Origin of the sequence: Tardibacter chloracetimidivorans (genome assembly GCF_001890385.1) — a bacterium.
GTDB classification, from domain to species: Bacteria; Pseudomonadota; Alphaproteobacteria; order Sphingomonadales; family Sphingomonadaceae; genus Tardibacter; species Tardibacter chloracetimidivorans.
The window spans coordinates 38,510-58,393 of sequence record NZ_CP018225.1 but is presented as its reverse complement, the minus strand read 5'-3'; the positions used below and the strand labels follow the sequence as shown (position 1 = coordinate 58,393).

The window sequence follows — 19,884 nt, the reverse complement described above, 5'->3', positions numbered from 1 at the left end:
ATCAGCAGACATCGCGCCCATCGACCCAAACGCGGACCGGTCCCTGCATGGGCGCACGCGGACCATATTGCGGCCGCATCCGCCACACATAACGGCCGGTCTCGCCAGTGTAGGCTGGATCGCATTCCGGTCCGCCTTTGCCTGTCCACTGTTTGCGCTCGTCGCCGACCTTCTTGCAGACCCGCGCACTCAGCGGCGCACGCGGACCAGGTGCCTGGGGTTGCCACTCGCATTTGATGGTCGCCGGTTTCTCGACATCTGCTTGTGCCCATACCGGGACAGGGACGCCGACGAGTGTCGTGAATGCGGCCACCGCAGCGCCGAATATCAAGGTCTTCATGATTCCTCTCCTTGGACTGATAGTGCCTTGGACGAACTGGCGCCGAAGCACTGGACAGCGCACCGCGCAGTCCAGTGCTGGGAAGGGTTCGCCTGGCGAATTATCAGGCCAAGGAGTTGGGTGGATGTTGTTCGGGCTGGGTCGATCGTCCCTCTATGGACGAGGTTGACGGCCATGCCAGAGAGCCGGCGTCGATCATCGTTTCTGCCACTACGGGCTGTCCAACATGGAGCATGAACGGCATCGCACAGCAGAGGCCAGCAACGCACGCGAGCGTCATCCGGTCACAGGGAACCGATTTGTCGCTATCGCCCTGCATCATGCCGACGCAATCCATCGGCATGGTCGCCGGAGCCATTGCCTCGATAGCCGCCGTGGCGGGGCTTGCAGCAATCGCCACCGTCTGCCCGAAGAGCCCAAGCAAGGCGGCTATGACCAGCACGATTTTCAGTGCTCGCCTCATATGAATATTGTCTGCTTCTCGTCGCCCTGCGTCAAGCGCTGACGGCCTGCTGTCCTCGGTGAATGAAAGGGTTCGCGCCGCGTTGCGAGATGCTGGGGGTAGCTCAAGCTGCCCGCGGGTTGGGTTCGATCCCGTTCGTGCAACGACCCGGCAGATTAGGACCTATGCACATTTAAGCGAGGTTTCGCATTTCCTGTTGTCGTCACGCATCGAGCACAGGCGGCGCATGGGAATCGAAGCTTCAGCGAATGTGGGTCGCCCACATATCGCCGTTGGGTATCTCACGGCGCATAATAGAGCTTGGACGCCAAGGAGAGAAACGATGCCTGCCAACTGCATGGAGATGATGAGCGGTGGTAGCAGACTGATGATGATCGGGATGGGCCTCATATGGCTGCTGGTCATTGTCGTGCTTTTGCTCACGACTGCGGCTCTTGTAAAATATCTGCGATCGGGGCCGCGCTAGCCTCAAGTCGCCGATGACCCCGAAAGCGACCGAAAAAGAATGAGGCCGATCGCCCAGCCATAGGCGCCGATGGTCGGAACAACCGTCGTCACGACACCGAATGCCCGTGCACCGGCGCCATGGGGATACCCGCGCAGAAAAGTGAACCGTCCGATCGCAAAGAGGAAGACGGCGCCAGGTATCAGCGCGAGCAACGGGCCGCTGATCAAGGTTGCAAGCGCCAGATGAGCGCCAACGGCGGCCACCGCCTGTTCGAGCGTGTTCTGAAGGAAGGCGACCTGGACAGCAATCGCCGGACTCGGCGGAGCAAAGGCGGAGCCGGGATTGTCGATGGCAGAATGAAAGCGTCCCCTCGACACCATCCTGACTCCGATAATGATCCAGATCAGAACGAAGAGGTCTGCCTGAAGCGCGAAGGCAAGGCGTTGGGCAAGACCGGTCGGGAAAGCCATCAAGCGCGGCAGCAGGAGGTAGCTTCCGGCAAGTACAAGCACGCAGAAGACGATGGCCACCGCGGCCCGCCGGATGATTTTGCGCTGCTCGGCCTCTAAGTCCGTCACCTTCTCCATGGATCAGGCCTCGACCGATAGTTCCGCGCCGGCAATTGCTTCGATCACGCGGCAATCGCCCGCGCGACCGCCCTCGCAGGAAACAGCGACCTCCGCGAGCGCATCGCGCAGCGTCTCAAGCTGTGCGATGCGCATTTCGATATCCCGTAGATGGCGGCGTGCAATTGCCGCCGCCTCGGCGCAGTCGCGTTCCGGCTCGTCGGCGAGCGCAAGGAGCGAGCGGATCTCCTCGACTGAGAAGCCAAGGCCACGGCCATGTCGGATGAAGGCAAGGCGGCGCACGTCCGCGGCGCCATAGGTGCGCCGTCCCGAGGCGGTCCGCAGGGCGCGCGGGAGGAGACCAATATCCTCATAGAAGCGGATCGTGTTGACCTTGGTTCCGGTCCGCCTCGCCAGATCACCGATTGCCAGCAGCTTGGTCATGCCTCTTGATCCTCCAGTTACTGGAGATTGTATAGCTTATCCATGTCCAAACCCGAAAAAACAGTCTCAGCCGATGAGCGCTTCACGCCCGCGCTCGGGCGAGCCGGACTGACCGGCGCCTATGATTTCGCCATCAGGCTGCTAACGCGCGAGCGGCTGTGGCGAACCGCGCTCCTTGGGCAAGTGGCGCCGCGCAACGGCGAGACTATCCTCGATGTCGGCTGCGGCACGGGCAGCTTTGCGCTTCTGATGAAAGGTCGGGCTCCGGATGCCCGGATCATAGGGCTCGACCCTGATGCGGACGTTCTTCATCGCGCCGAAGCCAAGGCGAGAAGGGCAGGCGTGGAGATTGAGTGGCGCCAAGGCTTTGCAAGCGATGCGGCAACCTTGGGCGCACGCTTCGACAAGACCGTCTCGAGCCTCGTCTTTCATCAGGTTCCCTTGGCTGGAAAGCGAAGCGGGATTGCAGCGATGGCCGCAGCGCTGAAGCCCGGCGGGGAACTTCACATCGCTGACTATGCGGCGCAAACATCGCCACTGATGCGCTCGCTGTTCCGGCTGACCGTGCAGCGTCTCGATGGTTTCGCCGATACCCAGCCCAATGCCGAGGGCGCGATCGAGGCCATTCTTGCCGATTTGGCAGGCGGACCGGTAGCCCCCCTGCGAGCGATCCCGACGCTCACCGGCGCGATCAGCTTGTTCCTCCTCCAGGCTCCCAAAAACCTATAACGCGAACCATTTGCAGAAATGCTTGCTTCTACAGTTACTGGAGGTTGTAGAAGCAGCACATGGCAGATTCGGATGAAGCAAGCGGCTGTGGCTGCACTGGGGACAGCGCGCGCGCGGAGAAGGATCCGGCCTACCGGCGTGCGCTCTGGATCGCCGTGCTCCTCAATCTCGGCTTCGGCGCATGCGAGATCGTCGGCGGCTTTATCGCCGACAGCCAGGCGCTCAAGGCCGACTCGCTCGATTTCATCGGCGACGGGACGATCACGCTGGTAGGCCTCATCGCGCTCGGCTGGACCGCCGCAGCGCGCGCCCGGGTCGCGCTTGTGCAGGGCATATTCCTGTTGACGCTGGGGCTTGGCGTGATCGGCGTCGCTCTTTGGCGTGCCTTGACCGCGGTCCCGCCCGAGGCCGATCTGATGGGCGCTCTCGGCGTCGTAGCACTCATCGTGAACGTGACCTCGGCATTCGTACTCTCGCGGTTTCGCGAAGGCGATGCAAATGTGCGAGCGGTCTGGCTGTTCAGCCGCAACGATGCGCTCGCCAATGTCGCGGTCATTGTGGCTGCTGGGCTTGTCGCGTGGACGGACAGCGCCTGGCCCGACCTTGCGGTTGCCTCGGTAATCGCGGTCCTCTTCCTTCACTCCGCCTATGAAATCCTCCGCGGCGCGCGTACCGAGCTGCGCGAGTTGACGCAGACGGCTTGATCTTTGGAGTTCACTGCGTGGTCCTGCTTTTCCGTCTTCGCCTGTTCACTCTTCTTCTTGCAGCGCTGGGCGGCATCATGCTCTCTCCGGTAGCTGCGCGAGCGCAAGGCGGCGAGGTTCAGACCATTTGGCGGCTTCTCGACTATGTGGCTGTCGACTATGCCGGAGCAGTGTCGGGCGGCCGCGTCACGAGCACGAATGAATATGCTGAGATGACCGAATTCTCGGCGACGATCCGGACCGGCATCGCGGCCCTTCCTTCGAAGCCCGGACGGGCCAGGCTGATCGGCGAGGCCCAGGGGCTTGAGGCCGCCATCGCTTCAAAGGCAGCGCCGGAAGTGGTGGCGCAGAAGGCGCGAGCCTTGGCGAGTGATCTGCTGGCCGCCTATCCGGTGCCACTTGCGCCCGCCAAGGCGCCCGATCCTGCACGCGGCAGGGCGCTCTACGCCGAGAATTGCGCGAGCTGCCACGGCGCCAAGGGCGACGGCCGCGGTCCGCAGGCGGTTGGAATGGATCCGCCGCCGATCGCCTTCACCGACGCTGAGCGTGCGCGCAAACGCAGCCTGTTCGCGCTCTATCAGGTGATCGATCAAGGGCTCGACGGCACGGCCATGCAGAGCTTTTCGCATCTGCCATCGGAAGACCGCTGGGCGCTTGCAGCCTATGTCGGTGGTTTCGCGTTCAAGGACGCGGCGGCGGGCGAGCGCATGTGGAAGAGCAACGCCGCCCTGCGCCAGCGTTTCCCCGATCTCCAGGCCTTCACCAGCATGACGCCGGAGGAACTCGGCCGCGCTATAGGGCAGAATAAGGCGGATGCCGTCGTCGCTTACCTGCGCATGAACCCGCAGGCACTCAGCATGCCGACACCCGCATCGCTCGCGGTCGCACGCGAGAAGCTTTCACAAAGCCTCACCGCCTATCGCGCGGGCGACAGGCGCAACGCCGAGCGGCTTGCACTCTCGGCCTATCTCGATGGGTTCGAGCCGGTGGAGCCGATCCTCACTGCCCGCGACGCGACACTGATGGCGCGCATCGAGGGCGCGATGGGGGAATTCCGGACCGCGATCGGTCGCGGTGAGCCGGCAGAGGTACTCGCCGACAAGGTCGCCGTGATCGAGGGTCTGTTCGCAGACGCAGAGACCGTGCTGTCGCCCGATGCGGCGAGCGACGTCTCGACCTTCATCGGCGCACTCACCATTTTGCTGCGCGAAGGGCTCGAGGCGCTGCTGATCGTCGTCGCGATGATCGCCTTCCTCCGCAAGGCCGACCGGCCGGAAGTTCTGCCCTTTGTTCATGGCGGCTGGATCGCCGCGCTCGTTGCGGGCGGCGCGACCTGGGCGGTTGCGACCTATGCGATCTCGATCAGCGGCGCGAGCCGCGAACTGACCGAAGGGTTCGGCTCACTCTTCGCGGCGGTGGTGCTGGTCTCTGTGGGCATCTGGATGCACGGCAAGTCGCATGCCGAAAGCTGGCAACGCTATATCCGCGAAGCGCTCGGCAAGGCGTTGTCGCGACGCTCGGCCTGGTTCCTGTTCGGACTCGCCTTTCTCGTCGTCTATCGAGAGGCGTTCGAGACGATCCTGTTCTTCGCGGCGCTGGCGGCGCAAGGGCGCGGCGGCGTCATCGCGGCAGGTGCTGCAACCGCGGTCGCGGCGCTCGCCGTGGTTGCCTGGGCAATGCTGCGTTACAGCCGCGTGCTGCCGATCGGGAAATTCTTCGCCTACAGCTCGGTGCTCGTCGCCATCCTGGCAGTGGTGCTCGCCGGCAAGGGCACGGCCGCGCTCCAGGAGGCCGGGCTCATCGACATCACGCCGGTCGCGCATGTGCCGAGGTTGTCGATGCTCGGCATCTTCCCCTCATTGCAACCGCTGCTGCTCCAACTTCTCGCGCTCGCGATCCTGTGTGTTGGATTCTGGTATAATGGTCGAAGGCATGCGACAGGCACCGCCGCGGCCGAGTAGAAGCGTCCTGTGATGGCACCGCGTCGCTCAGCTAGCGTCCGCAGAAAGCGTCTCGATCAATGGGCATCCGGCATGCTCGCCTGCATCACAAGCGCGCACGACTTCATGAAGAACCTCTTCCATCCGCCGCAGATCGAAGAGCCGTGCGCGCACGCTTGCGAGATGCGCGGCGGCGATACCGCGCGCATCCGCGCATGACACCTCACCTGCAGCGGCAATCCCGATCAGTGCGCGGATCTCTTCAAGCGTAAAGCCGAGCTCGCGCGCACGGCGGATGAAGCGCAGCCGCCTGACATCGTCAGCATCATAGCTGCGATAGCGGCCCCGCCGGCTCGCCCTTGGCGTAAGGCCGATTCGCTCATAATAGCGGATCGTCTCGATGTTGCAGCCAGCCTGGCGCGACAGTTCCCCAATCGCGATCATCTCTCCGCTCACACGTGCCTTCCGAAAATAATGGCTTGAGTCTGTAGCTACTACAGACGGTATGACCTCCTCATGACAGATTCAAGGAGTCGTTGATGCGGACCGGTTCACGAGGCGGAGCGCGAACAAGTGGAGCGGTCCTGTTGACGCTCGGAGGCGTTACGGCCGCCTTTGGCGTGGCTGCTTGCTGCGCCTTGCCTTTCCTGTTCACGACTGTGGGGATCAGTGCCGCCTGGTTCGGCGGGATTGCGACGACGGCGGCCCCTTATCGCGATCTTCTGTTGTGGCTGAGCGCGCTCAGCCTTGCCGGAGGCACGCTCCTGCTCTGGCGGATGCAACGTTCTACCGCCACTTGTGATTCAGAACGTGCCTGCACCCCGGTGTGGCTGCGCTTGATCCTCTTCATCGGGCTGCTCACCGGCGCGGCCCTGCTTTGGCTCGGCTATTCCTATGTCTGAGCAGGCGCCTCAGCTCGAATCGACGCTCACCTGTCCGCACTGCAACTTCGTGAAAACAGAGATCATGCCGACCAACGCATGCCAATATTTCTACGACTGCGCCGGTTGCGGTGCGGTCCTCCGGCCGAAGCATGGTGATTGCTGCGTCTTCTGTTCATTCGGCAGCATTCCTTGCCCACCGATCCAGCTTGAAGGCAGAAGCGCGGCCAGCTGTGGTGATGCGACAGCGCCGTTCTCCCATATTTGAGAGGTGGCGCCGCCTTTCTTGGACCGTTTGGCGGCTGAGTTACGCTCATCCGGTTGTCGTTCATGCCGCCGTTCTGGTCATCAGAGCAGGGATCATGCCCCCTCCGAATCTGGAGCGCCCATCCGCCGGTGGGGCACTACCGCAGCTTGCTTGAATAGCGAGCCGCATATCTAATTTGCCAGAAGCCAGTTCACATCGGTCCTCAGCAATTCCTCGGTGGCGCCACCGACTATCCGCTCTTTCCACCGGCCTTGCGCCCGAGCGCCCGCCACCAGCAGGCCATAGCCGTCGCGCCGGGCAATCTCAGTCATCGATGCAGCCGCACCTTTGCCATTGTCGGGAACATGGTCGTGTTGTGCGTTCATATCGCGGGCGCAAAGATAACGCTGCACGGCGCTGAGGCACTCCGATGACGCTTCGTCGCCCACGCCTACGATGAGGATGGTTTCGGCCCGCCGCAGGATGGGTAGGGCTGCCCGCAAGGCGCAACGCGACTCCCGGCAATCCTTCCAACCGATCAGCACGCGTCGAAAGGCCTCTCGCGAGGTTGCAGCACCCAAGCGAAGAATGGGCGTGCCTGTGGCGGCAGCGAGATCGACGGGATCGGCCTGCGCCACCTCGCTCTCCCTCGGCAAACTCATGATGATGAGGTCGGCCAGCAAGCCGTGCTCGCGCAGGACGACGGCAGGATCAGCAATGCTGTCGCACCAATCGGTCGTGACTGAGGAGCCTTGCGTCAAGCGATCGAATGTTGCTCGCGAAGTCGCGATCGCTTGACGCATTTCTTCTTCCCGAGCCATCGATTGAAGAGGACCGCGGACGAGGGCATCAGCGAAGGACATGCCCGTAGGCCATGCTGGGCAAACGGCCACGAGGGAGCCCTTGTGCTCGTTGGCAATTTGCAATGCCGCCTCGAGACGTTGCTCGAGGGGGCCATCAGGGGTTGCGTCCACGACGAGGCTGCGCAGTATCTCCGGGGTCATTTTCTTCCCTCCTTTTCTCGGCTGAGATTGGTTTTACTGATAACAGCGTTCGATCGCTCTGCTGGTTGCAGAATGGCTTTGCCGATGCTTTTCCAGTAGACCAAAATTGGCCGCGACCTTCTCCACATCTATGTTGCAGAATGACTATTCTGACCTTGGCGAAGTCATGCGCGATATTGGCATGATTCGATGTCCGCGTTCGACAACTAGCTGTCGACTAATAAATGCATGATATACCAGCACATCAAGCCAAAATCAGCAAATGAATCCTTTTCTGAATTGGTTGGCGTGCTATAGGGCGCCCGCCATGGGACGCTTCCTCGCTTTGATCCTGACGTGCCTCGTCTCGCTGTCGCTGACCGCGGGCACGGCTGCGCGCGCGGCCGAACCCATTAGATGCGTGGGTTCAGATGCTGCGGCGCACCTCGGCTATGTCGATGACGTTCGCGAGCAAGTTCCGTCTGAAGATGACAAGGCGGCAGCGCACCATCACGGTAGCTGCCAGGGTGAACAAGTAGGCGAGCCCGAGAAGGAAGGATTCGCCACCCAAGCGCATCTGCGCACAGCGCCGCCCTTGCTTCCGAATGCGAAGGCTCGCGTCTCGAGCGCGCCCGATCCAAATCACCGACCTCCAAAGGCATGACGATTCCAGCCTAGTCCCATCCGTGGGACTCCCCCGGAATTATCAGGAGTCTTTCGATCATGCACCGATTGCTCGCGGCCTTGCTGGCCGCGACCGCTTGCGCGAGCATCGCGCAGGCCCAAACCGCGTCGCCGGTTGATACCGGAGCCGCTCAGCCCCAAAGCACGTCGCCCGCCTTAATAGGCCCATCTTTCACAGTCGATCGCGCTCTCGAACTTGCCGGCGTCGTTTCGCCGTCGCTCGAAGCCGCCACGGCGGACATTCGCGCTGCCGAAGCGGGACGGCGCGTCGCGGGGCTCCGGCCCAATCCAAGCGTCATGGTCGAAGCTGAAAATGTCGCTGGTTCCGGCCCGTACCGTGGCACGCAGAGCCTCGAAGCGACCACATCGCTTACGCTGCCGATCGAACTCGGCGGCAAGCGATCGGCTCGGATCGCCGTCGCGGACGCTCGAACCGACCGGGCCACCATACAGGCCACGATCGCACAAGCCGATCTCCGGCTGAACGTCATTCGCGCCTACGCGGAGGCCGCCTCGGCGGAACGTCGGCTCATTACCGCCCGCGATCAGGCCCGTATCGCAAATGAAACCCTGCGCGCCGCGCAGGTCCGCGTGCAGGCGGGCCGCGCGTCGCCGATCGAGGCAGAGCGAGCGAACGTAGCACGGGTCAATGCCGACGCTGCGCTAACGCGGGAAGAACGGGCTGTCGAAGTCGCGCGGTTCACCCTGTCGCGAATTATCGGCCAACCCATCGCGGGGCCGCTCGACACGGACTGGTTCTCCCGCGCGCCCGCGACCTATGGCCCCCTCCGGCCAATAGACAGCACGGGCACGCTCATGATGGCGGCGGCCAATGCCGACTTCGCTATCGCCGACGCCGGCGTGCGCCTCGCGCGCTCGCAGCGCGTTCCCGACCTGACGCTTGGGGCCGGCGCGCGCCGGCTCGAACAGACCAATGACACGGCGGCGATTTTCAGCCTGTCGATCCCGATCCCGATGTTCAACAACGGCCGGGCGGCGTTGAGCCAAGCCACCGCCGAACGGCAGAGCGCGGACGCGCGGCGACGCCTCACGGCACTCGATGTGGACCAGGCCATTGCGCGCGCCCAAGCCGATGCCGCCAACGCCGCCACAAATGCGGCGGCGGCCAGTGGACCCGCGCTCGCGGCGGCCGAAGAAGCCGCCCGCATCGCCCGCATCGGCTATCGCGAGGGCAAGTTCGGCCAGCTCGATCTACTCGATGCCGAACGCACGCTCGCCCAGACACGGGCGGCTGCGATCGACGCGCTGCTCTCCTACCACATCGCCCAGGCGCAGCTTGAGCGGCTTACCGCCCGCGCGCCGATCACACAGGGGGAATGACAAATGAAAACCCGTACCATGGCGATCTTGCCGCTCACGCTGGCCGCACTCCTGATGGCCGGATGTTCCGGCGGCGAGAAGGCGGCGGACGACGCGCAGAACGCCACCACGGCCAAAAATGGCGCGGCATCCGAAGAGGGAGGTCATGCCGACGAAGAAGGCGAAATCGACCTTAGCGCCGATCAGATTCGCAAAGCCGGTGTCGAGCTGGTCCGCGTGATCCGCAGCGGTGGGGGTGCGTTGACCCTCCCCGCAACGATCGAAGGCGACCCCCAAGGTATGCAGGTCGTGTCCGCCGCGATCGGCGGGCGTGTCGTCTCGCTCACGCGCAACCTCGGCCAGTCCGTCGGACGCGGGCAGACGCTCGCTGTCATCGAAAGCCGTGAAGCGGCATCGCTCAACGCCGAAATTGAGGCCGCGCGGGCCAGACTGGCGCTCGCCGAGAGCAATCTCCGTCGCGAACAGCGTCTGTTCAACGAGCGTGTGTCGCCCGAACAGGATCTGATTGCGGCCCGCACGGCAGCCACAGAAGCACGCATCGCGCTGCGTCTCGCGCAGCAACAGGTGTCGGCCGCTGGCGGCGGCGGCGGCGCGCTCAATCGCATCGCGATCAATGCTCCCCTCTCGGGCCAGGTCGTCGCGCGCAGCGTGACGCTGGGCCAGACGGTCGCCGCCGATGCCGAGCTGTTCCGCGTCGCCAACCTCGGGCGGGTCGCGGTGACGCTGGCGCTGTCACCGGCTGATGCCGGCAAGGTGCGCCCCGGCTCTCAAATCGAGATCCTGGCGGGCGATCGGCGATCGGTGGCGCGGGTCGATTTCGTCTCCCCAATCCTCGATGAAACCACGCGCCTTGCGAGCGTGATCGCGGTCATCGACAACCGAGCCGGCCAATGGCGCGTGGGCGAGCCCGTGACGGCGGCGATCCAGCTTGCGGGCAGCGGCCCCGCATCGCTGCTCGTGCCGCAAAGCGCGGTACAGACCGTCGAAGGCAGGTCCACGGTGTTTGTGCGCACCGACCATGGCTTCAAGGCGACCCCTGTCACGCTCGGAAGCCCGAACGGCGACAACGTGGTCGTGACGTCGGGGCTCAAGGGCCACGAACAGCTCGCCGGCCCCAATAGCTTCACCCTCAAGGCTGAGCTCGGAAAGGGCGAAGCGGAGCATGGGCACTGATCATGATAGACCGCATCGTCACATTTTCCGTCGAGCGTCGCTGGTTCATCCTGCTCATGACGCTCATCGCTGCGGCTATCGGAGGCTGGGCGCTTTCGCGCCTGCCAATCGACGCCGTTCCCGACATCACCAACAATCAGGTGCAGGTGAACATCGCCGCGCCGGCCCTTTCACCCGAACTGGTCGAGAAGCAAATCGCTTTCCCGATCGAAACCGCGCTCGCCGGGGTTCCCGGCCTTGAATACACCCGGTCGCTCAGCCGCAATGGTTTTGCCCAGGTCACGGCGGTCTTCACGGATTCGACCGACATTTACTTTGCGCGCCAGCAGGTCGCGGAGCGGTTGCGCGTCGCGGAAGAAAGCCTGCCCGATGGTGCGGTGCCGACGATGGGGCCGATCGCGACGGGCCTGGGCGAAGTCTATATGTGGACTGTCCGTTTCCAGCACCGGAAGGAAGACAAGCACAAGCCGGGCGAGCCCGGCATGCAGCCGGATGGCAGTTACATCACGCCAGAGGGCGACCGGCTTGTCAGCGAGGCCGATCAGGCGACCTATCTGCGCACCGCACAAGACTGGATCGTCGCGCCGCTGCTGAAGAATACGCCGGGCCTTGCCGGCGTCGATTCGATCGGCGGCCATGTGAAGCAGTTTCAGGTCATTCCCGACGTCCAGCGGCTTGCTGCACTTGGGCTGAACCTGACCGATCTCGCCCGCGCGCTCGAAGAGAATAACGTGGGCGTCGGCGCGGGCGTGGTCGATCGTGGCGGCGAGGGCCTCGCTGTCCGCTCCGACGCGCGCATCCGCAATGTCGGCGAGCTGGCCGGCACCGTCATCGCGACCCGCGAAGGCACGCCGATCCGGCTCGACCAGGTGGCGCAGGTGCGTCTCGGGCAGGCGATCCGCTACGGCTCCGCGTCGGAAAACGGCAAAGAAGTCGTCGTCGGCACCGCGATCATGCGGATCGGTGAAAACAGCCGCACCGTTGCCTCGGCGGTCGCGGAGCGGCTTGATGGAATCAATGCCTCGCTGCCGACCGACGTTGTGATTCAGCCGGTGCTTGATCGCACAGCGCTGGTCAATTCGACGATCAAGACGGTGGCCAAGAACCTCACCGAAGGCGCGCTGCTCGTCATCGTCGTGCTATTCGTGCTGCTCGGCAATTTCCGGGCAGCGCTGATCGCGGCACTGGTGATCCCGATCACCATGGCAATGACCAGCTTCGGCATGTTGCGCGGCGGCGTCTCGGCCAATCTGATGAGCCTCGGCGCGCTGGACTTCGGCCTGATCGTCGACGGCGCGGTCATCATCGTCGAGAATGCGCTGCGACGCATCGCTGAGCGGCAACATCATTACGGCCGCACGCTCGCACTCGACGAACGGTTGTCGGTCGTAGCGCATGCCGCCCGCGAAATGATCCGCCCGTCCGTGTTCGGGCAGGCGATCATCATCCTCGTCTATGTGCCGCTGCTCACGCTCACTGGCGTCGAAGGCAAGACCTTCACGCCGATGGCGCTGACGGTCATTATGGCACTCGTCTTCGCCTTCATCCTCTCGTTGACCTTCGTGCCGGCCATGCTGGCGATCTGGCTGTCGAAGCCGGTCGAAGAGAAGGAAGGAAGGATCATGACCTGGCTCAAGCACAAGTACGAGCCGGGCCTTGATCGCGCGATGAAGCGGCCAACGCTCACAATGGGCGTGGGTATCGGCGCCTTCCTTGCCGCGATCCTGACCTTCTCGTTCCTGGGCCAAGAGTTCTTGCCCCAGCTTGATGAAGGCGACCTGACCGCCCAGGTGCTCCGCGTGCCGGGAACGTCAATCGATCAGAGTCAGGCAATGCAGTCGCGGATCGAGCGGGAACTCGGCAAGCTGCCCGAGGTGCGGTTCGTTTTCTCCAAGACCGGTACGGCGGAACTCGCCGCCGACCCCATGCCCCCCAACATCTCCGACACCTTCATCATCATCAAGCCGCGCGATGAGTGGCCGGACTCGGGGCTCAGCAAGTCCGACTTGGTGGCGAAAGTCGAGAAGACGCTTGAAAGTCTGCCGGGTGGTGCGTTCGAGATCACCCAGCCCATCCAGATGCGCTTCAACGAGCTGATCGCCGGCGTGAGGGGCGACATCGCGGTCAAGGTGTTCGGCGACGACACCGACGCGATGAACGCGACGGCCAATGCTATCGCGGCTGTCCTGCGCAAGACGGAAGGTGCCGTCGACGTTCGGGTGGAACAGACCGAAGGCCTGCCGATGCTCGACATTCGGCCGCGCCGCGACATCATGTCGAGGCTCGGCATCACCGCGCAGACCGTGCAGGACACCATCTCAGCCGCGATCGGCGGACGGGACGCCGGCATGATCTTCGAAGGAGATCGGCGCTTCGCCATCACCATCCGCCTGTCGGATGTGGCGCGCGCCAATCTGCAAACGCTCGGTCAGGTGCCGGTGCCGCTGCCGAATGGGGGGTTCGTGCCGCTTCAAAGCGTCGCCGACATTGGCGTGACCGATGGTCCCAACCAGATCAGCCGCGAAAATGGCAAGCGGCGGGTCGTCGTGCAGGCGAATGTGCGCGGTCGTGACGTGGCGGGCGTGGTTGCGGATGCGCAGGCTGCTATCGCGAGCGAGGTGCGTCTCTCCACCGGGCAATATCTCGATTGGGGCGGCCAGTTCGAGAACCTACAATCGGCGAGCGAGCGGCTGATGCTCGTGGTTCCGGCCTGTTTCGCGCTCATCATCCTACTGCTCTACGGGGCCTTGGGAAGCATGCGTGATGCAGCGATCGTCTTCACCGGCGTGCCGTTGGCGCTGGTGGGTGGCGTGCTCGCCCTGTTCCTGCGGGGCATGCCCTTTTCGATCTCGGCGGCGGTCGGCTTCATCGCCCTGTCCGGCATTGCGGTCTTGAATGGACTCGTCATGGTGACATCGATTCAGGAACTGATGGCCCGAGGCATGGAGCGCGCGAAAGCCGCCCGTGAAGGCGCCATGATGCGTTTGCGCCCCGTGGTCATGACGGCGCTGGTCGCGTCACTCGGCTTCGTGCCCATGGCGATCGCGTCGGGTGCGGGCGCCGAAGTTCAAAAGCCGCTGGCGACGGTGGTCATCGGGGGGCTCATCTCGGCGACCCTGCTGACGTTGTTCCTGCTGCCGACGCTCTACGCGCGCTACGGGCGCAGGGAGACGGATATTCCGCCGCCGGACAAGCGGCCCGACCCGGGATCGTCCAATCTCGTCAAGGCTTCCCTGTGAGTCCTGGTGGCCGCCCTATCGGCAACGGGCATCCCTGTAAGAGGCGGGCGGCTTTGCCGTCCGCCGCATCAGACACCAGCGAAAAGGCAACCTGACCATGGAGGAAAACACCCATTCTATATAACCTCCTTTGACGCTTTCACACGTGCCGATCATTCGCGCAATTTGCCCTCGGCGAGCGCGGCATATGGCGGAAATGCCAGAGATGGAGAACTTCCACCGCTTTGCAATGTAGTCTGTGGCGGGTCGCCTTGGGGTGGGCAAAGGTATGGCGGTGTTCTCGCGCCAAGTCGACGGGCGCCACCTGGCGACCGGACTGCAGGACGCTGAGAATCTCTGGTTGCTCACACCTCGGATCTTGCGACCTGGAACGGCGGGACACGCATTCTTGCTCTAGCGCCCGTTCAGGCTTCGCCCAGTTCGGTAAATGCGGCTCACTGATCGATATCGAGAAGAGCTGGCTTCACCCACGGGGCCGTTGATCGAACGGCGCGCGGGAGATCGCGACGACCATGGCCCAAATGTCGTTTACATTTACGGCGGATCGCTGCGTGGCCGAGTGCTGCTGCCTTACGGGGACGCCGACAACTGTTTGCGGTGTGCCAATGTCCAGCTCGACGCGCCGGACTCGGCGATGCGAAGGGGCAATTTCACTGTTCCTAACGTTCACTCGGCGTTCAAAAGCAATTTTTCATATAAGCTTCGGCCCTTCCAGAGGGGCGGCATTCAAAACGAGAACGCGATGCGCAAGATCATATGGACCGGCCTGGCCGCGTTGACGATCGCGGTTCCGACGTCGGCGATGGCCCAACATCACGATGGCGGATATCGTGGCGGTTACGGTGACGAGGTCTTGGGCGACCGCGGCCATGGATATCGGGAGCCGGAGCCCTATTACCGCCATTCGGAGCCTTACGCCTATTCCTATCCGGCGTATCCGGCACACCAATACGAGCGGCCTTACCGCTATGACCGTCACCCCTATAACCGCCACGACCGGCCGCGCCACCATCGCGAACGACATCATCGTGCGCGCCAGCATCATTGATCGGGAGGGGTGATGCCTTCGGGGAATGCGTGACGGTCGGCGAGGCAAGCGACGATTGCCGCGATTACGCTAAGCGCTTCTCGCGGATCGCGGACACAGATCGTATCGAGACCCAGCAGCTTTGCGGGATAGTCGTTTCCACCCGGAAAGATGGCGTCGCCCACGAACAGCATCGCATCGAGCGGAATGCCGCTTTCGCAGCTCAGGCGTTCGAGGCCATAGGCCTTGTCCACGCCCTCCCGAGTCACGTCGATCGACGTCGTCCCCCCCATTTTGATCGAAAAGCCCGGTAGGCGCTGAATCAACTCGGCCTGGATCGCCTTGCGCTTGGCAAAGTCGGGATCCCATTGCTCCTTGGCGTCCAGTGGCGCTTGCTGCCCCAGCGCCGAGAAGGTTATCTGGCTCCCACGATCCTCGATCCGCTCGCCCCAACTCCGCTCCGCCTGAAACCCTGTCGCCTCCAGTGCCGCATCGAAAGCATCGAGAATTGTCTTCTTTTCTTCTTTGCCGAAAAGCTCGGCGTAAGCCCGCCGCCATGTCCCGTCATACCGATAGAGCTTGGTTCCGGTGGTCGGCAGCAGCCACAACCTGCCACGATACGCTCTTGCAGGGAGCCGGCTTGCAACCTGCTTGTCGAATTGCGGCCAGTCCCCGCCTGAGATAATCGCGACCTCGGCGACGGCCAGCAGGTCGGCGAGCGCTTGTCCCATTCGTTCGTCCAGCGGCTGCTTGCTGTCGGCAAGTGTGCCGTCAAGATCGAAGGCAATCAGAGCCTTCATGCCAATCGCCCCAAGATGGCGGTTGGGGAATCGAGCCTGCCGCGCGCGGCTATTGGGCGACCGCCTTCTTGCATCGGAGCAACCGCCTCCAGTATTCGGCACTGACCGCCTGTACCGCCGTCGCAAAGAGCGTCCAGCGCGGCGCTCTCTCGGCGGAGGGCGGCAAGATCGGCAAGCTTATGATCGATTTCCCCCAGATGTGTCGATGCAATTGTGTCGGTAGTTGCACAATCACGAGTTCCTCGTCCGCCAAAGACAACGGCGTCCGGACCTGATGTATACAAGAACCCCGAGTCTCGACTTTGGCTCCCGTTCGCCGTCCGCGTTCGCGGGCTGCAAGTACGGAGCGAACGGCGTCGCGATGTCATTGGTACGAATTAGACCGGGTGGCGAGCGCTGCCAACAGCCCGGTCGCGTTCTGTCGCGGCGCGCGACGATGCAATCAGCAATCTCCCCGTCGTTTTCGCTCCGCCGACAGCGGCTAGGCCCGAGCGCCGGGAACTATGACGACGCTTGGGCCGAGCGGCTGGCTCCAGTTCAGGCGATCGCAGGCGAACCTGGCCACTCAAGAAAAGTATCATACGAGAATCCGCACCTCGGTAGGTACATTTCTCCATCTAAACACGTGAATAGCCAGCCAATACTTCATTGTCCATATCGTGCCTATCCGCTTGACGCATACACCCACTACATCTAGTGGCTGCCTTGTGGCGCGCGCCTGACTTTTCCTGCGGCTTGGTGCCACCCAAAGCGGTTGTAAAGGGTGGGGATTGTGGACGTTCTTGACCGCGACAAGCTGCCGTTCCCGAAATCCCTCCCCGAGTTCCAGCGGCTTTTCCCGGATGATGGCGCTTGCGCGTCCTGGCTTGAAAAAGCTCGCTGGCCTGATGGATTTGCGTGCCCACGCTGTGGCGTCGTCGGCGATCCGTTTCGTTTCACCACTCGGCCTGTCATCCTGATGTGCCGCTCGTGTCGCCGTCAGACCGGCCTGATGGTCGGCACGGCCATGGAACGAAGCCACATCCCGCTCAGCGTGTGGTTCTGGGCCGCTTACCTGGTTGCGAGTCAGACGACCGGCATATCTGCCGTCCAGTTGCAGCGCCAGCTTGGCCTGACCCGGTACGAGACGGCCTTTGGCCTGCTCCATAAACTGCGCGCCGCGATGGTGCGCCCCGATCAGGATCGGATCGGCGGGCAGAGCGGTCAGCATGTCGAGGTCGATGAGACCTGGATCGGCGGGCGAACGCGCGGCGAAGGCCGGGGAACCCACCACAAAACGCTGGTGGTCGCCGCCGTCGAAGTTCGTCACCGGGAGCCTGGCACTGGCCAGGACCGCCGCCGGAACGGACGCTATGCCGGAAGGGTTCGATTGGCCATCGGTGCAGACCGCAGTGCCGGTGCCCTTGGTGGCTTTGTACAGAGCGCGGTCGAGCCGGGAACGCTGGTCATCACCGATGATTGGAGCGGCTATAGCGGGTTGCAGGGCGGCGGTTACGACCATCACGCCATCGCCCAGTGTGGCGACCCGGAGGTGTCCGAAGAGTTCCTGCCCATCGTCCATCTGGTGTTCTCAAACCTCAAAGCGTGGCTCAACGGCATCCACCACGGCGTCAGCACCAAGCATCTGCAAGCCTACCTCAACGAGTTCACTTTCCGCTTCAATCGCCGCTTCTACCCGTTCAACGCCTTCCGATCCCTCCTCGGGATCGCCAGTGATATCGAGGCGCCGACCTTTGCCGAACTCTACTCAGGCCAATGGACCCACCATACCATATCTAGTGGGTGTATGCCTTAAGCGGATAGGCACGGTCCATATTTTACGTTTTTGGGTCTTCCTCTTAGAAGCCGCCGGATAAATGCAATTGAATGAAGATAAACATCGACGCAAGTTGGGCCCATAGGATGTAACAACATAACATCGAGGCGAGCCGTCGATGCCCGCCACGCGAATTCACTCTGGTTTGGAATTTACCTCTTCCTTTTCAACTTGAGAGAGGCTAGATGGTCAACCGATGAAAGGGTGGCTCTCCATAGTTCTCAGCCTGTTGCTCGCCTTCGGCGTGACGGCGGGAGCTATGGCCCATGCCGCTGAGCCGGGGTCGGGCACGCGTGTATTGGCGTCCATGGACGCTTGCGGGAGCTACTCGAAGAAGAGCGACAAGAGCCAATCCGATCCCTCAAAGATGTCGGTGAAATTTCATGGCTGTCACGGCCATCATGTGGGAATTCCGGTTGCGTCCGCGCCCGAGATCGAGCGCATAGCTCCCGTCCGAGTCGTGCTGCTGCGGAATCGTGCAGGTCTCGCTCCCCCGACCCGTTCCGACACTTTCCGACCTCCGATTGCCTGACAGCTGAAGCTTCGCCTGGCTGTGCCCAGGCGCGCGCCTTCGGTTTGTCAGGAGTTCTTCATACATGCATCCTATGTTTGCGCCCGCCATGGCTGCGGCGCTCGTGGCTATATCGGTCACGCCCGCTTCGGCTCAGGCGGACAATCGGCCTATCGCCGGTCCCATGGCACAATCGGTGCCGCCCGAGGTCCGAACCGGCCCCTTACCCCCGGTCCTGACACTCCCTCAGGCGCTTGAGGAAGCCGAAGCCCGCTCTCCAGCTCTCGTGGCGGCCCGCGCCGATGTCGAAGCGGCGCGCGGGCGCCTGCGCCAGGCACGGTTTAGGTACAATCCCATCCTTAACGTCGAAGTCGAGAATTTCGCCGGCACGGGCCCCTATTCGGGTTTCAACGGCACCGAAACGACGGCCTCGGTCAATCAGAGGCTCGACATCGGCGGCAGGCGCAAGGCGCGGATGACGCTTGCCGAAGCCCAACTTGCCGCACAGGAATACCGCTTCGCGATCGCTCGTGCCGAGCTCGGCCAGCAGGTCCGCTCTCTCTTCGCATTCGGCATAGCCGTGCGCGACAACCTGGCGCTTGCGCGGGAAAATGAAGAGCGCGCGCGCGAGTTGTCTCGCATCGCGCGCGAACTTGTGGAATCGGGGAAGGAGCCCCCTCTGCGGGGGCTGCGCGCCGACGCGGCCCTTGCACAGGCGACGGCGGCGCTCCGCGCGGCCGAAGCCGATGAAGTGAATGCCCGCCGCTCGCTCGCAGCGCTCTTTGGCGTGGACACCCCGCCGGCTGAGCTTAGCGGTAGCGACCTGCTGGCGCCGCCCAGGAATGTCGATGCGATGGCGACGCTCGACGTGCGTCTTGCCGAAGCCGAACGGGTCATTGCTGATGCGCAACTGCGCCAAGCCCGCGCGGAGGGTCGTCTTGACCCGTCCATTGGTGTGGGGGTGCGCCAATTGCGCGAAACAGGTGACCGGGCACTGATTGCCAGCCTTTCGGTGCCGCTGCCGGTCTTTGATCGGAACCAAGGCAACATCGCAGCCGCGCGGTCCGAAATTCAATCGGCTGAAGCGCGGCGCAACAGTGTTCTCGCCAACACCCAGGCGGAAATCGCCAACGCGCGTGCGGCCTTGGCCGCCGCCGAGGCACGCGTCACGGCCCTTGAAGGCAGCGGCATCGGCCAGGCGCGCGAGGCGCTGCGTCTTGCGCAGCTATCATACCGGGCCGGCAAATCCTCGCTGATCGAACTGCTCGATGCTCAGCAGGCCTATGCCTCGACACAGGCCGAACTCATCGCGGCGCGACGCGCGCGGGCGGAAGCTCAAGCCACGCTGGCGCGCCAGGCAGCGGCGGCGAGCGAAGTGGACTTGGAACAATGAACCAGCTTCTCTCAAGGAACGGCGACCACCTGCCGCTTGGACCGGCTGTTTTTCATGCACGCCTGCGGGCTCAGGACGCTTACGTCGAACCTGACCAGACACGCGCCCTGCCCGCCGTGCCGGATCCGACAGGCGGCACCACTCCGCTTTTCTTA

At 63.4% G+C, this 19,884-nt stretch carries 20 protein-coding genes; 13 read left to right on the top strand and 7 right to left on the bottom strand.

The window, feature by feature from the left end; all coding sequences use genetic code 11:
• Window position 1: 1 nt before the first annotated feature.
• Window positions 2-340 (bottom strand): hypothetical protein, encoded by a 339-nt coding sequence (locus BSL82_RS19130; RefSeq protein ID WP_066665034.1) that lies wholly within the window; start codon window positions 338-340, stop codon window positions 2-4.
• A gap of 103 nt (window positions 341-443) precedes the next feature.
• Window positions 444-803: a hypothetical protein gene (locus BSL82_RS19125; protein ID WP_066665036.1), complete on the bottom strand. Its 360-nt coding sequence runs from the start codon at window positions 801-803 to the stop codon at window positions 444-446.
• A 322-nt stretch (window positions 804-1,125) separates the two neighbouring features.
• Between BSL82_RS19125 and BSL82_RS20715 the strand changes: the two genes are divergently transcribed.
• Window positions 1,126-1,269 (top strand): hypothetical protein, encoded by a 144-nt coding sequence (locus tag BSL82_RS20715; RefSeq protein WP_155522949.1) that lies wholly within the window; start codon window positions 1,126-1,128, stop codon window positions 1,267-1,269.
• A gap of 2 nt (window positions 1,270-1,271) precedes the next feature.
• Here the strand turns inward: BSL82_RS20715 and BSL82_RS19120 are convergent, their stop codons facing one another.
• Together BSL82_RS19120 and BSL82_RS19115 are read right to left on the bottom strand one after the other, a co-directional pair.
• On the bottom strand, window positions 1,272-1,838 hold the full coding sequence (locus BSL82_RS19120; RefSeq protein WP_066968760.1) for an MAPEG family protein: 567 nt from the start codon (window positions 1,836-1,838) through the stop codon (window positions 1,272-1,274).
• 3 nt (window positions 1,839-1,841) lie between these two features.
• Entirely contained in the window at window positions 1,842-2,261 is a 420-nt protein-coding gene (locus BSL82_RS19115) for a MerR family transcriptional regulator (RefSeq protein WP_066664361.1), read from the bottom strand.
• Window positions 2,262-2,303: 42 nt separating this feature from the next.
• On the opposite strand from BSL82_RS19115, the gene BSL82_RS19110 reads away from it, so the two are divergent.
• The 3 genes from BSL82_RS19110 to BSL82_RS19100 all read left to right on the top strand — a co-directional run bounded on the left by BSL82_RS19110 (window position 2,304) and on the right by BSL82_RS19100 (window position 5,655).
• The gene (locus tag BSL82_RS19110) at window positions 2,304-2,990 is read left to right on the top strand and encodes a class I SAM-dependent methyltransferase (RefSeq protein ID WP_066664359.1); all 687 of its coding nucleotides are present in this window, start codon (window positions 2,304-2,306) and stop codon (window positions 2,988-2,990) included.
• Window positions 2,991-3,049: 59 nt separating this feature from the next.
• Complete coding sequence (locus BSL82_RS19105) at window positions 3,050-3,694, top strand: cation efflux transmembrane domain-containing protein (protein WP_072599029.1); 645 nt, start codon at window positions 3,050-3,052, stop codon at window positions 3,692-3,694.
• A 77-nt stretch (window positions 3,695-3,771) separates the two neighbouring features.
• Window positions 3,772-5,655, top strand: coding sequence for an FTR1 family protein (locus BSL82_RS19100; protein ID WP_226998782.1), 1,884 nt, complete (start codon window positions 3,772-3,774; stop codon window positions 5,653-5,655).
• Window positions 5,656-5,682: 27 nt separating this feature from the next.
• On the opposite strand, the gene BSL82_RS19095 is transcribed toward BSL82_RS19100, so the two are convergent.
• Entirely contained in the window at window positions 5,683-6,078 is a 396-nt protein-coding gene (locus BSL82_RS19095) for a MerR family transcriptional regulator (RefSeq protein WP_066664352.1), read from the bottom strand.
• Between the two features lie 143 nt (window positions 6,079-6,221).
• Here BSL82_RS19095 and BSL82_RS19090 point away from each other — a divergent pair, with 143 nt between their 5' ends.
• A complete protein-coding gene (locus BSL82_RS19090; protein WP_231733841.1) occupies window positions 6,222-6,536 on the top strand; it encodes a mercuric transporter MerT family protein in 315 nt (104 codons plus the stop codon).
• Window positions 6,529-6,783, top strand: coding sequence for a GDCCVxC domain-containing (seleno)protein (locus tag BSL82_RS21285; RefSeq protein ID WP_072599028.1), 255 nt, complete (start codon window positions 6,529-6,531; stop codon window positions 6,781-6,783). The genes BSL82_RS19090 and BSL82_RS21285 overlap by 8 nt, the downstream gene beginning before the upstream one ends.
• A gap of 170 nt (window positions 6,784-6,953) precedes the next feature.
• On the opposite strand, the gene BSL82_RS19080 is transcribed toward BSL82_RS21285, so the two are convergent.
• Window positions 6,954-7,766 (bottom strand): universal stress protein, encoded by an 813-nt coding sequence (locus BSL82_RS19080; protein ID WP_226998777.1) that lies wholly within the window; start codon window positions 7,764-7,766, stop codon window positions 6,954-6,956.
• A gap of 307 nt (window positions 7,767-8,073) precedes the next feature.
• On the opposite strand from BSL82_RS19080, the gene BSL82_RS20710 reads away from it, so the two are divergent.
• From BSL82_RS20710 to BSL82_RS19055, 5 genes are all read left to right on the top strand, one after another.
• Window positions 8,074-8,409, top strand: coding sequence for a hypothetical protein (locus tag BSL82_RS20710; protein WP_072599051.1), 336 nt, complete (start codon window positions 8,074-8,076; stop codon window positions 8,407-8,409).
• A 59-nt stretch (window positions 8,410-8,468) separates the two neighbouring features.
• On the top strand, window positions 8,469-9,770 hold the full coding sequence (locus tag BSL82_RS19070; RefSeq protein WP_066664347.1) for a TolC family protein: 1,302 nt from the start codon (window positions 8,469-8,471) through the stop codon (window positions 9,768-9,770).
• A gap of 3 nt (window positions 9,771-9,773) precedes the next feature.
• Window positions 9,774-10,943, top strand: coding sequence for an efflux RND transporter periplasmic adaptor subunit (locus BSL82_RS19065; RefSeq protein ID WP_066664345.1), 1,170 nt, complete (start codon window positions 9,774-9,776; stop codon window positions 10,941-10,943).
• A 2-nt stretch (window positions 10,944-10,945) separates the two neighbouring features.
• Entirely contained in the window at window positions 10,946-14,182 is a 3,237-nt protein-coding gene (locus BSL82_RS19060) for an efflux RND transporter permease subunit (protein ID WP_066664343.1), read from the top strand.
• Window positions 14,183-14,660: 478 nt separating this feature from the next.
• A complete protein-coding gene (locus tag BSL82_RS19055) occupies window positions 14,661-15,230 on the top strand; it encodes a hypothetical protein (RefSeq protein ID WP_066968763.1) in 570 nt (189 codons plus the stop codon).
• On the opposite strand, the gene BSL82_RS19050 is transcribed toward BSL82_RS19055, so the two are convergent.
• On the bottom strand, window positions 15,224-16,009 hold the full coding sequence (locus BSL82_RS19050) for an HAD-IIB family hydrolase (protein WP_066664338.1): 786 nt from the start codon (window positions 16,007-16,009) through the stop codon (window positions 15,224-15,226). The genes BSL82_RS19055 and BSL82_RS19050 overlap by 7 nt on opposite strands.
• A gap of 772 nt (window positions 16,010-16,781) precedes the next feature.
• On the opposite strand from BSL82_RS19050, the gene BSL82_RS19045 reads away from it, so the two are divergent.
• Both BSL82_RS19045 and BSL82_RS19035 read left to right on the top strand, forming a co-directional pair.
• Window positions 16,782-17,804, top strand: coding sequence for an IS1595 family transposase (locus BSL82_RS19045; RefSeq protein WP_048575010.1), 1,023 nt, complete (start codon window positions 16,782-16,784; stop codon window positions 17,802-17,804).
• A gap of 617 nt (window positions 17,805-18,421) precedes the next feature.
• Window positions 18,422-19,729: a TolC family protein gene (locus tag BSL82_RS19035; protein WP_066664334.1), complete on the top strand. Its 1,308-nt coding sequence runs from the start codon at window positions 18,422-18,424 to the stop codon at window positions 19,727-19,729.
• The last annotated feature ends 155 nt before the right edge of the window (window positions 19,730-19,884 follow it).